Here is an 18,618-nt window from a genome sequence, read left to right as displayed (position 1 = left end):
CAAGGAGATTTTATGACCAGCCAGCTGCAACAGTTAAAGCAACATTCGCTTGTCGTCGCCGACACCGGCGATCTTGAGGCCATTCGTCGTTATCAGCCACAAGATGCCACGACCAACCCCTCACTGCTGCTCAAGGCATTTAGTTTGTCCGGTTATCAAGCGCTAATCGACGAAGAGCTGAGCACTGTAAAAGCCTCTGGCGGCAGCCGTGAAGAGCAAGTCAAACACGCCGTTGACCGCCTGGCGGTGGCCATGGGCAGTGAGATTTCAGCGGTTGTGCCGGGACGTGTTTCCACCGAAGTGGCTGCTCGTTTGTCGTTTGATACCCAGGCCAGTATCGCCAAGGCCCATGAACTCATCGAGCTGTACGATGCCCGTGGAGTGTCACGCGATCGTGTGTTGATCAAGCTGGCATCTACCTGGGAAGGCATTCGTGCCGCCGAGGTACTTGAGCGTGAGGGCATTCAGTGCAACCTGACGCTGCTGTTTAGCGATGCCCAGGCCCAGGCATGTTTCGACGCTGGCGTGTTTCTCATCTCACCCTTCGTGGGCCGAGTGACCGATTGGTACAAAAAAGAGACCGGCAGTGAGTACACGCCAGAAAACGACCCGGGTGTTCAGTTTGTGCAGGGCGTGTGTGAGCGAGCCAACCAGGGTGGTTACGACACTGTGGTAATGGGTGCGAGCTTCCGCACCACCGGCCAAGTGCTCGCGCTGGCAGGTTGCCCACGGCTGACCATTTCGCCGGCGTTACTGGAAGAGCTAGAGGCGACGGAAGGCAGCGTTACTGCGCAAATCCGTGCCGGGGAAGGTGCGGGTAAACCCACTGCGCCGCTTAACGAAGCCGCTTTCCGCTGGGGGCATAACCAGGATGCCATGGCCAATGACAAGCTAGCTGAAGGTATCCGCCGCTTCCACGACGACCAGCTGGAACTTGAATCGTTGATTGATAAACGGCTAGGCTGAAATATACGTTAGTCATGGTTTAAGTGCGTCGGGGTTAGGGTAAGCCCTGACGCTGGCGACGTTATATTCAGATATGGGGAGTGTGTCATGGATGCCACTCTGCGGCAGTTGCTGGAGTCTATTAAACTGACCCCGAGCGGTGATTTGCAGCCGCTAAGTGGCGGCGATATCGCTGCTGTTTATCGCCTTGAGACGCGCCAGGGGCAGGTGGTGATCAAGCATGACGACGCTGCTCGGTTGCGTGGTGAAGCAGAAGGGTTGCGTACCCTGCGCAATGCCTGTGCGAAGCTAGTGGTGCCGGAAGTGCTCGGACTGGCAGACGGCTGGCTGGTCATTGAGTCGTTAGACACGGTGCCCGGGCCGCAGAACGCAACTGCGCTTGGCGAAGGGCTGCGCAGCTTGCACGAAGTGATTGGCGATGCCCACGGTTGGCATCAGGATAATGCCTGTGGGCTCACTCCCCAGCCTAATGCGCCGCTTAGTGATGGGCGGGCTTTCCAGCGTGAACGCCGCCTGCTCCCCCTTAGCGAGGCGTGCTACCAGCAAGGGCTGCTGGATAGCCAGCTGCGCGAGCGCATCGAGCGCTTGGCCGAAGATCTAGAGCGCTGGCTGCCCGATGCACCACCCAGCCTGCTGCATGGTGATTGTTGGTCGGGGAATGTACTCACCACCCCGCAGGGGCCCGCTCTGATAGACCCCGCGGTATATCGCCACTACCCGGAAGTGGATTTAGCGATGCTGACTCTGTTTGGCTCGCCCGGCGAGGCGTTTTTTGACGCCTACTGGAACGGCGACGCCCCGACCGACTGGCCGAGGCGTGAAGCGCTGTTTCAGCTTTATCCGCTGTTGAATCACCTGCTGCTGTTCGGTGCCGGTTACCGGTCAGCGGTTGAGCGCAGCGTGGCGAGGGTCGAAGCTTCCACCTAATGCCTTAACAATGCTTAGGTCTTACGTTTTACCAGGATTTATAAGGTAAAAATTTGCCATTCAAGGTGAGTAATACCCGATCACCTTTGGGGTCTTCGATTTTGTCGACTTCCATGGTGAAGTCGATGGCGCTCATGATGCCGTCGCCAAACTTCTCCTGCACGACGTCCTTCAAGGTTTCCCCATAAACGCCGACCACTTCATACAGGCGGTAGATGAAGGGGTCCTGGGGAATTGCTTCGTCCCAGGCTTTGGTGGGAAACGCCACTAACGCTTCGGCGACGTCGCTTTCCACGCCCAGCGTATCGCATATTTGATGAGCCACATCGCTGCTGGCGCTATTCATGCCGTAGCAGGCGGAAGCGACCCAGACCGGCGACATGCCAACCGTTTTACCAATGTCGTCCCAGCTCATTTTTTTACGCGCTTTGGCGGCGAGCAGAGTATGACGCATTTCGAGCTTATCCATGATGGTTCTCCTTTAGAGTTAAGGGCGTTTGACGCCCTTTTTTGCCTAATAGGCTGCGATCAAGAAAAGACTTTTTTGGCCTGAGTGCGGACGTGGGTGGTGTAGAGAACCAAGCCAACCAGCGTCAAACCGCCTACCAAGTTGCCTAGTACGGTGGGGATTTCGTTCCACATAATGTATTGATACAGAGTGAAGTCAGCGCCCATCATCAGACCAATCGGGAACAGGAACATGTTGACAACGGAGTGCTCAAAACCGAGATAGAAGAAGACAATAATCGGCATCCACATGGCCATGATTTTGCCGGAAACCGTTGTAGAGATGGCAGCACCCACCACGCCCATGGACACCATCCAGTTGCAGAACATGCCTCTTAGGAAGAGCACGATCCAACCGGCAATGCCGGCATCCTGATAACCCACCGTTCGGCTTTCACCGACGGTCATCATCGTTTGGCCGACAGCGTTGATCTCTTCAGTGCCGCCCATGGTGAAGTTCAAGTAACCGAAGGTGGCGATAAATAGGGCACCCCCAAGATTGCCGAGCCCTACCAGCCCCCAGCACTTCAGCATTCGGGGTAGTGTGACGCCAGGCCGCTTGTCGAGCCATGCAAGAGGCACCAGTGTGAAAACACCAGTGAGCAGGTCATAGCCCATCAGGTAAAGCATCACAAAGCCGACCGGAAAGAGCAGCGCCCCTATCAAGAAGTTGCCTGTTTGTGTCGCTATGGTAATGGCGAAAATAACTGCCAACGCCAGGGTAGCTCCCGCCATAAAGGAGCGAATAAGTGTATCCCGGGTGCCCATATAGATTTTTGATTCACCCTGATCCACCAGCTTGGTGACAAATTCACTGGGCATTAGATAAGACATAAGCATGTCTCCTGTGTCATTTCGGTTAATTAACGCTTAACCCAAGAGTTTTAGAGTTTCCTGCTAGGAGCAATAAATAGGAGCAATAAAACCGATGGCTGCGCCTTCCTGGTGCAAAAGAGATTAAGCGTGTGGCGCTATCGCACTATCACTGTTTGTATTGCGATTTATGTGCCAACTCTTGATTGTGCTGATTAACCGTTTGTTTTTAATTGATTAATTTATTTTTTTGGCATTGGTTTTGAATCACTCGAATAGTTACGAAAAATCGTAAATAACGATATTTCGTTGTTTTATTAACGAAAAATCGTAACTGGCGTGGGAATTGAATGGTTCATTAGTGAAGATCACCTTGAATCCTGAGGTAGTAGCTAATGCTTATGCAGGAAACCAAGCACGCCACAGCCTCTGCACTCATGGGCGGCTACTCACCGCTTGCCATGATTGTGATCGACCCCTTTACCGATCAGCTATTGGCTGCCAATCCGGCTGCCTGTGAGCTGCTATGCATTGAACAGCTATGTACTGAGCAAACAGGTATTGAGCAAGGCATGCCTCTAGCGGCTCCCTTTAGCCACCGTTTGAGTGCGTCACTGCCGCTATGGGTGAGCTTTACGGATGAGGCGCTGGTGCAAAAAACCGCCTGGTCGGATGATTTGGTGATACTCGATATGCTGCGCCAGCCCTACCGGGTAGAGGTTTATGCCCAGTGCATTGAAGACTCTGAACAGCTTCTGTTAACGCTGATTGATCGTAATAAAGCCGAGCAGCGACGTGCCAAGGCAGAGCTTGGTCGCCAGCACCGCCAGGGGGAAGTGGGTTGGCAGCGGGTCGAACAGGTATTCGAGCGTATCGAAAAGCAGAATCAGCTGATCCTTGGCGCGGCAGGCGAGGGGATCTATGGCTTGGATGCGGAGGGCAAAACGACGTTTGTAAACCCCGCTGCAGAGCGCATTTTGGGCTGGAGTACCGACGATATGGTCGGCCATGACGCGCACCTCATGTTTCACCACACCCATGCCGACGGCAGCCACTTTCCGGTGCAGCAGTGCCCGATTCACGCCTCGTTCAGCGACGGTCAGGTGCACCATGTCGATAACGAGGTGTTTTGGCACAAAAATGGCGAAGCGATTCCGGTCGAGTACACCAGCACGCCGATTTTTGAGATGGGCCGTTTAGTGGGCGCCGTGGTGTTGTTTCGGGATATTCGTGAGCGCAAGCGCGCCGAGCAGCAACTTCGGGATGCGCTCGCCGAAGTGGAGACGCTCAAGCAGCGCCTGGAACTGGAAAATGAGTACCTTCAAGAAGAGATAAAAGCAGAGCTCAACCATCGCGATATTGTTGGCAATAGCCCGGCCGTGGCAAAGCTGATTAAACAGATCGAGATGGTGGCGCCTACCAGTGCCAATGTGCTGATAAGTGGTGAGTCGGGCACCGGTAAAGAGCTGATCGCCCGCGCTATCCACGCGGGCAGTTCGCGCAGTGACCGGCCACTGATCCGGGTAAACTGTGCGGCTATTCCGCGTGACCTGTTTGAAAGCGAGTTTTTCGGCCATGTCAAAGGCGCCTTCACCGGGGCGGTACAGGACCGCCCAGGGCGTTTTGAGCTCGCCCATGGCGGGACGCTGTTTTTGGATGAAGTGGGTGAAATTCCTCTCGAGTTACAGAGTAAGCTGCTGCGTGTATTGCAGGATCAACAGTTCGAACGGGTGGGCGACAACCGCACACGGGAAGTCGACGTGCGGGTCATTGCCGCGACCAACCGTGAACTGCGCGACATGATTGAGGTGGGGCATTTTCGTGAAGACCTCTATTTTCGCCTTAACGTTTTCCCCATCGATTCGGTGCCCTTGCGCAAACGGATTGAGGATGTGCCACTGCTGGCGCGGCATTTTTTGCACCGAGCCTGCCTCAAATTCAATAAGCCCGGAGTGCGTATCCCTCCCGCGCAATTAGAAATCCTCCAGCGTTACCCCTGGCCCGGCAATATCCGTGAGCTTGAAAACGTCATTGAACGTCAGGTAATCGTCACCCAGGATCGGCGTCTGGTATTCGATGATCTCCTGTTGGGGGAGCCGCCCCGCTCGTTAAGCCGCACAAGCAACGAGCCCACGGCGGGTCGTGACCTCGGGCAACATCATGAAACCACGCTGCTGACCGAGCATGCGCTTAGCCAGCGCCAACGAGAAAGTACGCTAGCCGCGCTCTCCCAGGCGGGCGGCAAAGTGTCGGGGGCGGGCGGCGCCGCGGAGCTACTGGGTATCAAACCAACGACGTTAGCGTCACGGCTAACAAAGTGGGGGATTGAGCCACGGGAATTTCGTAAAAGTAAGCCGTGTGGATAGTCGTCCCTCCCTACATTGGACTAAGGTAAGCTGGAAGCGGCTTGACAATAGGTTGTACACACATTTTTAGATTGTTCAAGGCTAGCATACATACATGAATGTAACTATAATGCTCATCTTTCTGAGTGGCTCAATGCACCAAGTGTCTTTGTAAGCTGAGAGACTTTGTAAGTTGATCGACTTAGTCGACAGAGAAGCTTAGTTCGTTCGCCATCCTGACGCTGATACCTAGAGGCAATCCCATGCGACTGGCACACTGGGCAGTCAATGCCCCTTTACGACCCTTACTGATAGCGGTATTCACAGCTTCATTTGTGTTGCCTGCTCAAGCGGCTGACCTCCTCACGATTACCCGTGACGCATTAGACAATAACGCGGCGTTAGCGTCGGCACGCGCTGAGTATTTAAGCGTTGAGGCTAGCCGAGATGTGGCACGCAGTGGGTTGCTTCCCCAAATCAACGCCACCGGTAATGTTGCCCACAACCAGCAGTACGAAAGTCAGACATCCTCGCGAGTGGGCACTGGTGCAGGAAGGGTTAACGGAGATTTTAGTAGCGCAAGCGATGACCGCTACAACACCGTATCGCTCTCTTTAGAAGCCACTCAAGCGCTCTACGATGAAGTAACGCGTCGGGAGGTCACTCAAACCGAACGCCAAATTGACCAGCAGGTGTATCTGCTTGCGGCCACCGAACAGCAACTGCTGATCGACACTGCCAGCGCTTATTTCGATATTCTGCGCGCTCACGAAATCCTAGAGGCCCGTCTTGCTCAAGAGCGGGCGATTGGGCGCCAGCTCGAACAAGCGGGCGAGCAGTTTGAGGTCGGCTTGATTGCGATTACAGAAGTCGAGGAAGCGCGCGCGACCTTCGACCAATCACGAGCTGATCGCATTGCCGCAGAAAGTAACCTTCAAGTGGCTTTCGAGGCATTGGAGCAGCTGACCGGCCAACGCTATGCCAGCATTGAAGCACTTGGCGACAGCATGCCCGTTGGCCTTCCCGAACCCAGCAGCCGCGACTACTGGGTGGAACAGGCTCTTGAGCTCAACCCGCAGGTATTGGCTCAACAGGCCGGTATCGAAGTAGCGCGCACCGGTGTGGAAATCGCCCGTGCAGGCGGCCTGCCGACACTTCAAGCGTTTGGTAATTATCAATACGGCGACAGTGATATCGATAACACCGCCGGTGAATACTCCTCGAGCCAGGTGGGCTTGAGCGCTAACCTGCCCATTTACACCGGTGGCCGCACCAGCGCAAGCATCCGCCAAGGGACCTATCAACTGGAAAGTAGCCAGTACGATTTCGAGTCCCAGCGTCGCTCCTCCATCCAGCAGGTTCGCTCGCTGTACACCCAAGTGAGCAATGACGTGGAAACCGTCGAGGCGCGCCAGCAGGCCATCGTTTCCAATCGCAGCGCTTTAGAAGCCACCCGTGCAGGGTATGAGGTGGGCACCCGTAACATCGTGGACGTGTTGAACGCGGAGCAAAACCTTTACAACGCGATCGCCAACTACGCCGAAGCGCGTTATGACTATGTGGTGAATTTGCTTTCGCTGCGCCAGCAGGCCGGGCGTTTGGACGTCGAAGCCATCGAGGAAGTCAACGCGTGGTTAACCGGTGATGAGGTGAACTTTATCTTACCCGAGAATGGCGGCGACGATCGTTATGAGAGCGCTCTCGACATCGGTGCTCCGCCCCAGCCTGGCAGTTAATGGTTGTCGATAGTGTATGACCCAAGTGTGCACTTGCTACCAGCCGACTTTTAAAAGATACATGGGAACTTAACGTATGAAGAAGATGATTCACTCACGCCGAGCGAGTCTAATGACGCTGGTAGCCGCGCTGGCACTTGCGGCCTGTGGGCAAGAACAGGCCGAAGCGCCTCAGCCGGGCTCCGAGCAAGAACCCCCGCCCCATAAGGTCGAAGTGACTGAAATGGCACGTCAGGATATACCGCTGGATAAATCGTACCCCTCCTTGCTGCGCAGTGATGATGAAGTCACCTTGGTGGCGCGTGTGAATGGCTTTCTGGAAGAGCGCCACTTCGAGCCCGGCCAAATGGTCGAAGAGGGCGATCGCCTCTATACCATCGAACCGGATCTTTACCAAGCAACCGTTAACCAGCGTGAAGCTGACCTGCAAAGCGCACGGGCTGAGCTTTCCCGCGCCCAGCGTGATGCGCAACGTTTCGAGCAACTACTCAGCCAAAACTCGGTGAGCCGCCAGCAGTACGACCAAGCGCTGGCTGACCAGCGCGTCGCCCAGGCAAGCGTAGCGCAGGCAGAGGCGGCATTAACTAGCGCTAACCTGGACTTGGGGTATTCACAAGTTACTGCACCTGTCTCTGGAATGATCGGTTTAAGCCAAATTAATGTGGAAAATTTGGTCACTTCCGGTACCGAGCTGGCCACGATTACACCACTAGATCCGTTAGAGGTGCGTTTTCAACTGCCTCAGCGCGATGCCTTTGAGCTGCGTCGCCAACTGAGCAATGGCACTGAACCATCGGATATTCGTGCTCGTTTGAGCATACCTGGTGTCAGCGGAGGTGGCGATTCTGAGCTAGAAGGGTACTTAGACTTTCTGGGCTCTAGCGTTGATCGAGACACCAGCACCGTGCAAGCCGCTGCGACGTTTGAAAACCCTGACGCTACCGTACTGCCGGGCCAATTTGTGCGCGTACGTCTTGACGGCTTGAAGCGTTTTGACGTAATGGCGGTGCCAGAGATAGCGGTGACGCAAGGCCTAATGGGCCCCCAGGTGTTTGTCCTGGATGAAGAGAATAAGGCTCGTGAGAAAACTATCTCACTGGGTGAGATAGCGGGGCCGTGGCAGATCATTCGTGACGGCCTGGAGCCGGGTGACCGGGTAATTGTCGGTGATCCAGCCGGTTTAGAGCCAGGCATGACGATTGATCCACAGTCGTTTGATGGCAACGCGGAGGCTGTTAACGAAGGTGTCGAGCAAGAAGAGGCGGAAGAACAGGCCGAGGCGGCTCAAGCAATGGAAGAGGGGGCTGCCGATGGCCAGCCCGCTGAAGGAGAAGAGGGTGCACCATAATGAACTTCTCTAATTTTTTCATCAGCCGCCCGATATTTGCCACAGTGTTGGCGATTATCGTGACGCTAGTGGGCGTGATGTCGATGCGCATTCTGCCTATTGAGCAGTATCCCAGCGTAGTGCCGCCCACCGTGTCGGTTCAGGCGACGTTCCCTGGAGCGGATGCGGAAACCGTCGCACAAACGGTGGCGGCCCCAATCGCGGAGGCCATCAACGGCGTTGAGGATATGCTGTACATGACCTCTAACAGCGCTGATAACGGCAGTATGAGCCTGAGTGTTGCTTTCAATATCGGTACCGATGGCGATATCAATACCATCAACGTCAACAACCGGGTGCAAGGGGCGCTGTCGCAGTTGCCTGAAGCCGTCCAGTCCCAAGGTGTTACTGTTTCGCTACGTTCTGACTCTATTTTGATGTTATTAGCGTTGACCTCACCGGACGGCGACTACAACAACGTCTATATGCAGAACTACGCCACCCTGAACGTGCTTGACGCACTGCGCCAAGTGCCCGGGGTAGGTAACGCCGAAGTACTAGGCGGCGGCGAGTTTGCCATGCGTATCTGGATGGATCCGGATAAGTTGGCACAGTACGACCTGACGCCCAGCGAAGTGGCCAGTGCGATCAGGGCGCAAAATACCGAGATTCCGGCGGGTAGCCTTGCTTCTACGCCTCAGAGTGAACCGCGCGCCTACACCTATACCATGACCGCAGGCGGTCGACTGAATGATGTCGATGACTTCCGTGAGATTTACTTACGTACCAATAGCGACGGTTCATCACTACGTTTGGAAGACGTTGCACGTATCGAACTGGGGGCATCTTTTTACGGTATCGACGCGCGGTTGAACGGTTCCACCATGACGCCGATTATTATCAATCAACAGCCTGGGGCTAATGCCTTAGCAACGGCTAATGCTGTGCGCGCGACGATGGATGATCTGGAAAGCCGCTTCCCTCCAGGGCTTGAATATGTCTCCCCTTACGACACCACGCTGTTTATTGATGCTTCGGTAGAGACGGTGATTAAGACGTTTATTGAAGCCTTCCTGATCGTTATCGTCATTCTGTTTATCTTCCTGCAGAACTGGCGCTTTACGGTGATCGCCATGTCGGTCGTGCCCGTTGCGGTGGTGGGGACGTTTGCCGGCTTTTACCTGTTTGGGTTTTCGATCAACCTGCTAACGCTGTTTGCCTTGGTGCTCTCGATAGGGATAGTGGTCGATGATGCCATACTAGTGGTGGAAAACGTCGAACGCGTGCTGAGTGAAGAGGATGACATCAGCGTAATGGATGCCACCATCCGAGCGATGAAAGAAGTCGGTGGGCCGGTTATTGCGACCTCACTGATTATGGCGGCGGTGTTTGTTCCAGTGGCTTTCTTGGGTGGCTTCACGGGGCAGATTTATCAGCAGTTTGCGATTACCGTGGCGATATCGGTAGCCCTCTCGGCGGTAATGGCGTTGACCTTTACGCCTGCTCTGTCAGCGATTTTTATCAAGCATAAAATTGCCGGCGCCGGACAGTCTAAGTTCAAGCGTGCCTTGCATACCCCGCTACGCCTGTTTGACCGCATGTTTGCAGGTATTACTGCGGCCTATATGTGGGTAGTAAAGGGCTTAGTGCGTTTTTGGGTGTTAGCGTTAGCGTTAACGATAGCTACAGGGGCGGGCTCTTTCTGGTTATATGCCAATACGCCTTCAACGCTGGTACCCGAGACTGATCAGGGCATCGTGTTAGTGAGCGTTTCGCTGCCGGATGCGGCCTCACTTGACCGTACCCAGCGCTATATGGAAAAACTCAGTGCTGAGGTTGAAGCAATTCCCGGTGTGGAATACTCCTCGGCTATTGCCGGTTACGATATTCTCTCAGGCGCTGTTAATACTGCGCGCGGGATTATGTTCGTCAATATGCATCCCTGGGCAGAGCGTGATCTGACGGCTAGCGATCTCGTAGGCCAAATTATGGGTTTGGGCGCGAGTATTGATGGTGGCTCCGCAATGGCCTTTAACGTGCCGCCCATTATGGGGCTTTCGACGACGGGCGGTTTTACCGGTTATTTGCAGTCTTTTGAAGGGGCAACGCCGCGGGAGCTGTACGAAGCGTCGCTGCAAATTATGCAGCAGGCTAACCAGCACCCTGCGTTAAGTCGGGTTTTCACCACCTTCAATGTCAATGTACCCTCTTACCGGGCTAACATCGACCAGCAGAAAGCGCTGAGTTACGGCGTTGGGCTTGAAAACATTAACTCAGCCCTGGCCAATACGTTTGGTAACGGCTTTGTGAACTACTTTAGCTATCAAAATCGTAACTTCCAGGTGTACCTGCAAAACGAGGATGAATTCCGAAAAACGCCAGAAGACGTTAGCAGCGTTTATGTTCGCGGCGGTAATGGTGAGCGTATTCCGCTTTCGGAGTTTGTTGAGCTTGAGCGTCAAACGGGTCCGTCTGTGGTATCACGCTTCGGTGTTTACGCCGGTGCTCAGTTCCAGGGTAATCCCGCACCTGGCTATAGCTCGGCGCAGGCGATTGAAGCGATGGAGCAGGTGGTTCAGGAAACGCTGGGAACCAACTGGGGCATGGGTTGGACCGGTACGGCGTACCAGGAGTCGAACCTGGGTAATGCCGCGACTCTGGCGATAGTCTTCGGGCTATTGATGGTGTTCCTGATTCTGGCGGCTCAGTACGAGAGTTGGTCGTTGCCTCTGGCGGTTCTGACCGCAACCCCCTTTGCCTTCCTCGGTGGTATAGGTGGCATCGTGCTGCGCGGGCTGGACACCAGTGTGTATGTGCAGATCGGTATGCTGGTGGTGGTCGGGCTTGCGGCGAAAAACGCTATTCTGATCGTCGAGTTCGCCGAACTTCAGCGTAAAGAGCAGGGTAAAACCATTCGTGAGGCGGCGATTACCGCGGCAGAGTTGCGTTTCCGTCCCATCGTAATGACCTCGCTAGCGTTTATTTTCGGTACTTTACCGTTGGCCTTGGCGACCGGCGCCAGCGACGTGAGCAGCCACCACATCGGTACCACGGTGGCCATGGGTATGTTCTCTGTCGCTACCCTGGGTAGTCTGTTCATTCCCAGCTTCTACGCCATGATTGCGACAGCCTCTGACTGGCTGGGACGCAAAATGAAGGGTAAAAAGCATGCTTCCCACAAGCCAGCGCTGGAGCATGACCACTAAGGTTTAGCTCCTAGCGAATAAACCAATGTGTAAAGAGATGGGTGCCACCTTCGGGTGGCACCCTTTTTTTGTCGTAATGACCTAAGTCAAAGTAAAAGTGGCACTAAAAAGCTAATGTCGACTAAGCTGAAAGTACAATACATCCCTGGCTAAGTACCGGGAGAGGAGGACGCCATGAACGAGCTACTGCACGCAGCGACGCAATTCCCGAGCATTGTGTTTACGTTTCTACTTGGGCTATTAGCGCTCTATTGGCTACTAGTGATTATCCGTTTGGCCCCTTTGGAACTGTTTGAGCGCGATAGCTTAAAAGAAGATCATCTGGCTAGCACTTTAGTTTCTTTAGGCTTTGCGGGCGTTCCCGCAACGCTGGCATTAACGGTCATTCTAACCATTGCGGCGGCACTCACCGTCGCGATCGAACTGCTAGTGTTGCGCTGGCTGCCGCTCGGTTTAATACGTATTCCGGTCGGCGTGGTGGTGCTTTGGGCCACCTTGGTGATCGCCTCGCCCGTGGCGGCGGCGCTTTGTAATGCGTTACACCGCGTGCTGCATCGCTACCGCCCCTTTACCCGGCGGTGTTTGCTTGGCCAAACGGTAGTGGTGACCGAGCGCCAGGGGGAGGGCGAACAGGCGTTTGCGGTAATTGATGATGAGCCTAACAGCACAGTAAAGCTGCTCAGCAAACGCGACGCCTTACCTGTACAGGGCGAGCGCCGGGTATTGGTGAAGTACCTGCCTAAAGAGGGGGCTTACCGCAGTGTCACTGAGCAAGAGTATCTGGAGACACGTGTTCGTTTGAATAAACTGCGGTTAAGCAAAAAACATCACCCTGCTAGCCATTACTCGGCCTCTCACTGAGTTATTACGCGCATTGAGGGTCGCCGCCGGGATGCCCAAGGCTTGGGCATCCCGGTTTATTTCCACCACCGCCGCCACTGATGCGCCAACCACTGCACTGGGTGCTGCCAGATGTAATGCCAGCCAGTGCCGGGTTGCGATGACTTGCCTGGAATTGGGTGTGGTACGGGGTGGTTTAAAAAGCGGCGAATGGGATCGACCTGTGCAGATTGATCCAACATGGGGGCGTGGCCGCAGTTCGGTACGGTCAGGGTGACAAGCGTAGGCTGTGTTTCAGCCATGCGGGGCAGCGTTTCGGCATCTAACAGGGTTGATTCTTCGCCGCGAATAACCATCACCGGGCAGCGAATACTCTCCCAGTCGGCCCAGGTGTCGCGCGGTGTATCGTGCACAAACTGCTCGCCAATGCGAGGGTCAAAGTGATACGTCCAGCTACCGTCTGGCAACCGACGGGCACTGTTCAGCGCTAGTTCACGCCAAGCGGACTCCTTAGTGATGCCGAAACTTGCGTAGTGCTGAGTGAGTTCCTGATGGAGCTCGCTAAAGCTTGAGAAACGGTGGGCAACGCCAAAGTAGCTGGAAAGGGCAACCAGCCCCTGTTGATTCAATTCAGGCCCTACATCGTTCAGGATTAACCGAGAGATCCGCGCGCTGTGTTCTGGATCAGCAGCGATCAGCATGCCTAACAGGCCACCCATCGACGTGCCCAGCCAATCAACGTTATCAAGTTTAAAGTGATCTAATAGAGCGATGGCGACCGTCACGTAATGGCTATAAAGGTAGTCGTGAGCTGGAAATAACGACCAACTCGATAACCCGCGGCCTGGCGTATCGGGTGCAAGAATACGCCATTCGCTGCCCAGTTCACGCGCCAGTGCGCTAAAGTCACCGCCGTGGCGAGCAAGTCCATGCCAAGCGATAAGCGTGCGGGGGGCGGAAGGGTTCCAAATGCGTACGGCAACTTCTAATTCGCGTACGCGAACAAACTCCAGGGTATCCATAGAATGCTCACACGGCTAGACATAGCGCCAGTAGTAGCATATTTGCTGCATTGCAGCGAGGGATGGGTGAGGTGTTTAACGCTGCATCATACGAATAGAGGTATCGATCAGCTCGCCGCCGCGTTCACGTATTGCAAAAGCGTCAGGATTACGCAACCAATCATGGAAAAGACCACCCAACATGGATTGCATTAGCCGTGTTGCTACTTCCGGGCTTAAATCTTCGCGCAGTAGTTGCTGCTCTTTAGCCTGTACAAATACCGCCAGCATTTCCTGGTAACACTCGTTACCGATCTCTTCTTGCATATCAAGCGGGTTAATGTCGCTGAAGAACTCGCAGCGGTGCAGTAAAATCGACAGTATCCGTTGGTACGACGGTTGTTCAAGGCGCACCAAACCCGCATGGCAGGCAAGACGTATCGCTTCTAACGGTGATAGGGCGGTGTCCGTTTTGTCGACTTCATCCATTAACGACTGGAAGGGCATGCGCACCTGTTCAACCAATGCCATGAACAGGTCGCCTTTATTCTTGAAATGCCAATAGACAGCACCGCGGGTGAGGCCCGCATGGCGAGCAATTTGCTCAAGCGATGTGCGTGCCACGCCTTTGGCAAAAAATACCTCTTCTGCAGCTTCAAGCAGCGCTTCGCGAGTAGCAGCAGCTTCAGCTTTGGTCTTTCTTGCCATGGAAACGGAACCTCGTTATCAACTCTGTATGGTCATATTTTAACCTAAGCGAGTGAGTATTTACATTCAAAACTGTATGGATAATTGACTCAACGCATAACGTAAGTTAACAAATTCGTCATTTTGCCAGTGAAAGCGTATAAACAGGCAATGTTACTAGCTTTGAACCTTACTAACATCGCGAAAATAACCGATTAAAAACAGGACATAAAGCATGGCGCGAGCTCCTTTTAAGTTGGGCGAACATACCATTATGCCCGGCCAACGCTTACAAGTGGATGTGCCGGTGGCGCGTTTATATACCCATACGCCGCTGCATATTCCAGTCGAAGTGGTTCACGGCCGTAAGGATGGCCCTGTGATGCTGGTGTGTGGTGGTATTCACGGTGATGAAATCAACGGGGTGGAAATTGTTCGCCGGGTATTACGCGCAAAAGCGATCAATAGCATTCGCGGCACTTTAATCGCTGTGCCGGTGGTGAATGTGTTTGGTTTCTTACAGCAAACGCGCTACCTGCCTGATCGGCGCGATCTTAATCGCTGCTTTCCAGGCAGCGAATCGGGTTCGTTAGGCGGGCGGATTGCCGCGCTGTTCCGTGAACAAATCGTCGATCACGCCACCCACATTATTGATCTCCACACAGGCGCCATTCATCGCACTAACCTGCCCCAGATCCGCGCTCAATTGAGCCCAGGCAGTGAAACCGAGCGTATGGCCGATGCTTTCGGAGCGCCCGTGGTGCTCAATGCGGAACTGCGTGAAGGCAGCCTTCGCCATTACGCCCAGACGCGCGGCATTCCGGTATTGACCTATGAAGCAGGCGAAGCGTTGCGATTTGACGAGTGGGCGATTGCTCCCGGCGTGCGCGGTGTACTGCGGGTAATGCGGCGCCTAGGCATGCTGACTGGCGAGCAGCGCCGTCGCACGCCAGCACCCGCCGAATTGGCCAATGGGTCAAGCTGGGCGCGTGCGCCGATCGACGGTATTTTGCGTCCCAAGGTGCGCCTGGGTGCCCGCGTTGCCAAAGGCGAAGTGCTGGGCAAAGTGGCTGACCCCTTTGGTAATGACGAGGGTGAAGTGCGTGCTGTTGCGGATGGCATCGTGATTGGTATGAGCCGCTTGCCATTGGCCAACGAGGGTGAAGCGCTGTTTCATATTGCCCGTTTTGATGAAATTGAAGAGGCTGAAACCGCCGTTGAAAGCTTTAACTCCAGCTTAGTACCGCCCACTGATTCATTCTTTTAATGGCTTTTCATAAGTAAAAGCTATTGAGCTGATAGGCAAACGATAGCCTTCGCGAATGGCAAGTTAGCGACTCGTTGACTATACCTATGATGGGCTTTGTTAGCGGCTACTAAAATGACAACAAAAGACAAATAGCCAAGCTTTCATCGTACTAGAACGAGTGGCGATCATACGCCACGTCTACCGTGACATGGAGGAAAAGCGATGACGAGCGATAAACCAAAACACACCACAACGGATGCGGGTATAGCAGTCAACAGTGATGAACACTCACTTTCAGTAGGCCCCGATGGGCCGATCGTTCTGCATGATCACTACTTGATGGAGCAGATGGCTGCCTTTAACCGGGAAATGATTCCGAATCGTCAGCCCCACGCAAAAGGGAGCGGCGCCTTTGGTCACTTCCAAGTAACTCACGACGTTAGTCAATACACCAAGGCGGATTTTCTCCAGCCGGGCAAGAAAACCGAGATGCTGGCGCGTTTTTCTACAGTGGCCGGTGAGGCGGGTAGCCCAGACACTTGGCGTGATCCTCGTGGCTTCTCGCTGAAGTTTTATACCGAAGAGGGCAACTTCGACATGGTGGGTAATAATACCCCTGTGTTCTTCGTTCGCGATCCGCTCAAATTCCAGCACTTTATCCACTCACAAAAGCGTCGAGCGGATAACGGCTTGCGTGATCACGATATGCAGTGGGACTTCTGGACGCTTTCTCCGCAATCTGCCCATCAGGTAACCTGGCTAATGGGCGATCGTGGTATCCCCGCCACTTGGCGCCACATGAATGGCTATTCAAGCCACACCTATATGTGGGTGAACGCTGAAGGCGAGCGCTTTTGGGTGAAGTACCACTTCAAGACGGACCAGGGCATTAAGTGCATGACCCAGGAACAGGCCGATCAAATGGCGGGTGCGGATGCCGACTACCATCGCCGTGACCTGTTCGATGCCATCAAACGCGGCGATTATCCCACCTGGACGCTGCAAGTTCAGATCATGCCGTTTGAAGATGCCAAGACCTACCACATCAACCCCTTCGATTTGACCAAGGTGTGGCCCCACGGCGACTACCCGCTGCAAGAAGTAGGCAAGATGACGTTGGATCGCAACCCCGTCGATTTCCACTCGCAAATCGAGCAGGCAGCGTTTCAGCCCAGCAATGCCGTACCGGGCACCGGTTTCTCACCGGATAAAATGCTGTTGGCGCGGGTAATCTCCTACGCTGATGCGCACCGTGCGCGTTTAGGGGTGAACTACCAACATATCCCTGTTAACGCGCCCAAGGTTCCGGTGAACAGCTACAGCCAGGGTGGCAAGATGCGTATTAACCACTCCACCGACCCAGTGTACGCACCTAATAGCAAAGGGGGCGCGCACGCCAACCCAGAAAGGTACCCAGAAGATGCGGTATGGGAGACGGACGGCGAACTGGTTCGTGCCGCCTACACGTTGCGCCCAGGCGATGGCGATTTTAACCAAGCCAATGACTTGGTCAATAAGGTAATGGATGACGCTGCCCGCGACCGATTGGTCAACAACATTGTGGGCCACGTTTCCGATGGTGTTGAAGAGCCGGTGCTATCACGGGTATTTGAGTACTGGAAAAACGTCGACCAAACGATCGGTGAGCGTGTCGAGCAGGGCGTAATGGCGAACCGCCGCGAAAACGGTTAATAAGCCTACGCTACTAGGAAGACGAACCCGCTACGCTTGCGTAGCGGGTTTTTTATGCCACGCACTCGGGTTCATTCACCAAGCTAAGCGCGTCATCAAATAGGCGCAAACCGGCGCCTTCTTTATGGGCGTGTTCCGACAAATGACGCCGAAAACGCCTGCCGCCGGGGCAACCCTGGAACAAGCCCAGCAGGTGACGGGTAATGTGATTCAGCTTTGCGCCTTCATCCAAGCGCTGCTGAATATAAGGCCGGAAAGCGTTCGCGGCATCCAAGCGGCTCGCCGCCGGGCCTTGTTCACCAAATAGCTGTTCATCGACGCCGGCGAGCAGCCAAGGGTTTTGATACGCCTCGCGCCCCACCATCACGCTATCCACATGGGTAAGCTGCTCTTGGCACTCGGCCAGCGTTTTAATGCCGCCGTTAATGCCGATATGCAATTCAGGTCGGCTCTGCTTTAACCGGTGAACGCGGGGGTAATTAAGCGGCGGCACATCGCGGTTCTGCTTGGGCGATAAGCCTTGCAGCCACGCCTTACGAGCGTGAACGGTAAACACCTCGCAGCCTGCGTCAGCGACGATAGCGATAAACCGCTCAAGGTCAGCGTCCTCATCCTGGTCATCAATGCCAATACGGCACTTCACCGTGACCGGAATAGACACCACAGCCTGCATCGCCCGCACTGCCTCGGCCACCTTTTCGGGGTAACCCATCAAGCACGCGCCAATCATATTGTTCTGCACACGGTCACTCGGGCAACCCACGTTCAGGTTCACCTCATCATAACCCCACGCCTCAGCAATCGCCGCACACTCAGCCAGCTCACCGGCATCGCTGCCGCCTAACTGCAATGCAAGCGGATGCTCTACTTCGCTATAGCCCAAAAAGCGCTCACGGGGCGTTCCGTGCAAAATCGCACCGGTCGTGACCATCTCGGTATACAGCAGCGTCCGCTTGGTTAAGGTGCGTGCTAGCGCTCTAAAATCGCGGGTTGTCCAATCCATCATGGGCGCGACCGAAAAAAGCCGCCCACGATCTGCACTATTTTCTTTAAGTAAATTAGTCATTTAGTAACACTGTTGCTGCACTGAGTGCAGTCATTGCCTCTTAAAACCGTAATTCACGCACCTGATGTACCAAATTGTACCAAGCAGTTTTAACAGCTGATGCCTAAAAACCTGGTACACCTTGAGAACTTTTTCAGAGGTAGTGTGATGTATGCGCGCCATTGTACGTAAGAAAGGGCGCGCAGCACATAGCAGGGTATATGCCACAGCGCCGTGATTGGGCGAGCATAAATGAAATTCTTTGCTACGCTGGGGG

At 54.5% G+C, this 18,618-nt stretch carries 14 protein-coding genes; 9 read left to right on the top strand and 5 right to left on the bottom strand.

What is annotated here, in order from left to right; genetic code table 11:
* Positions 1–12: 12 nt before the first annotated feature.
* Complete coding sequence (gene tal, locus HUO07_RS12000) at positions 13–966, top strand: transaldolase (RefSeq protein WP_176303757.1); 954 nt, start codon at positions 13–15, stop codon at positions 964–966.
* Positions 967–1,053: 87 nt separating this feature from the next.
* Positions 1,054–1,893 (top strand): fructosamine kinase family protein, encoded by an 840-nt coding sequence (locus HUO07_RS11995; protein WP_176303756.1) that lies wholly within the window; start codon positions 1,054–1,056, stop codon positions 1,891–1,893.
* 28 nt (positions 1,894–1,921) lie between these two features.
* Here HUO07_RS11995 and cynS read toward each other — a convergent pair whose 3' ends face one another.
* Positions 1,922–2,362 carry a cyanase gene (gene cynS / locus HUO07_RS11990; protein WP_176303755.1) on the bottom strand — a complete coding sequence of 147 codons (441 nt, stop codon included), beginning with the start codon at positions 2,360–2,362 and terminating at the stop codon, positions 1,922–1,924.
* A gap of 59 nt (positions 2,363–2,421) precedes the next feature.
* The gene (locus HUO07_RS11985; protein WP_008958187.1) at positions 2,422–3,234 is read right to left on the bottom strand and encodes a formate/nitrite transporter family protein; all 813 of its coding nucleotides are present in this window, start codon (positions 3,232–3,234) and stop codon (positions 2,422–2,424) included.
* A 374-nt stretch (positions 3,235–3,608) separates the two neighbouring features.
* On the opposite strand from HUO07_RS11985, the gene HUO07_RS11980 reads away from it, so the two are divergent.
* The 5 genes from HUO07_RS11980 to HUO07_RS11960 all read left to right on the top strand — a co-directional run bounded on the left by HUO07_RS11980 (position 3,609) and on the right by HUO07_RS11960 (position 12,688).
* A complete protein-coding gene (locus HUO07_RS11980) occupies positions 3,609–5,579 on the top strand; it encodes a sigma-54 interaction domain-containing protein (RefSeq protein ID WP_217908878.1) in 1,971 nt (656 codons plus the stop codon).
* 242 nt (positions 5,580–5,821) lie between these two features.
* Entirely contained in the window at positions 5,822–7,294 is a 1,473-nt protein-coding gene (locus tag HUO07_RS11975) for a TolC family outer membrane protein (protein WP_176303754.1), read from the top strand.
* Positions 7,295–7,370: 76 nt separating this feature from the next.
* Complete coding sequence (locus HUO07_RS11970) at positions 7,371–8,642, top strand: efflux RND transporter periplasmic adaptor subunit (protein ID WP_176303753.1); 1,272 nt, start codon at positions 7,371–7,373, stop codon at positions 8,640–8,642.
* Entirely contained in the window at positions 8,642–11,827 is a 3,186-nt protein-coding gene (locus tag HUO07_RS11965) for an efflux RND transporter permease subunit (RefSeq protein ID WP_176303752.1), read from the top strand. The genes HUO07_RS11970 and HUO07_RS11965 overlap by 1 nt, the downstream gene beginning before the upstream one ends.
* Before the next feature lie 174 nt (positions 11,828–12,001).
* Positions 12,002–12,688 carry a hypothetical protein gene (locus HUO07_RS11960; RefSeq protein WP_176303751.1) on the top strand — a complete coding sequence of 229 codons (687 nt, stop codon included), beginning with the start codon at positions 12,002–12,004 and terminating at the stop codon, positions 12,686–12,688.
* Positions 12,689–12,744: 56 nt separating this feature from the next.
* Here HUO07_RS11960 and HUO07_RS11955 read toward each other — a convergent pair whose 3' ends face one another.
* Both HUO07_RS11955 and HUO07_RS11950 read right to left on the bottom strand, forming a co-directional pair.
* Positions 12,745–13,689: an alpha/beta fold hydrolase gene (locus HUO07_RS11955; RefSeq protein ID WP_176303750.1), complete on the bottom strand. Its 945-nt coding sequence runs from the start codon at positions 13,687–13,689 to the stop codon at positions 12,745–12,747.
* Positions 13,690–13,764: 75 nt separating this feature from the next.
* Complete coding sequence (locus tag HUO07_RS11950) at positions 13,765–14,376, bottom strand: TetR family transcriptional regulator (protein ID WP_035559624.1); 612 nt, start codon at positions 14,374–14,376, stop codon at positions 13,765–13,767.
* Between the two features lie 214 nt (positions 14,377–14,590).
* Here HUO07_RS11950 and HUO07_RS11945 point away from each other — a divergent pair, with 214 nt between their 5' ends.
* Together HUO07_RS11945 and HUO07_RS11940 are read left to right on the top strand one after the other, a co-directional pair.
* Entirely contained in the window at positions 14,591–15,622 is a 1,032-nt protein-coding gene (locus tag HUO07_RS11945; RefSeq protein ID WP_176303749.1) for a succinylglutamate desuccinylase/aspartoacylase family protein, read from the top strand.
* A gap of 204 nt (positions 15,623–15,826) precedes the next feature.
* Positions 15,827–17,296: a catalase gene (locus HUO07_RS11940; protein WP_176303748.1), complete on the top strand. Its 1,470-nt coding sequence runs from the start codon at positions 15,827–15,829 to the stop codon at positions 17,294–17,296.
* A gap of 52 nt (positions 17,297–17,348) precedes the next feature.
* Here HUO07_RS11940 and dusA read toward each other — a convergent pair whose 3' ends face one another.
* On the bottom strand, positions 17,349–18,362 hold the full coding sequence (dusA, locus tag HUO07_RS11935) for a tRNA dihydrouridine(20/20a) synthase DusA (RefSeq protein ID WP_176303747.1): 1,014 nt from the start codon (positions 18,360–18,362) through the stop codon (positions 17,349–17,351).
* Positions 18,363–18,618 lie beyond the last annotated feature (256 nt).

Source organism: Vreelandella maris (assembly GCF_013371085.1).
In the GTDB taxonomy this organism is placed as follows: Bacteria; Pseudomonadota; Gammaproteobacteria; order Pseudomonadales; family Halomonadaceae; genus Vreelandella; species Vreelandella maris.
Note: the sequence above shows the minus strand (reverse complement) of the source record. Positions and strands in the feature narration are given on the sequence as shown.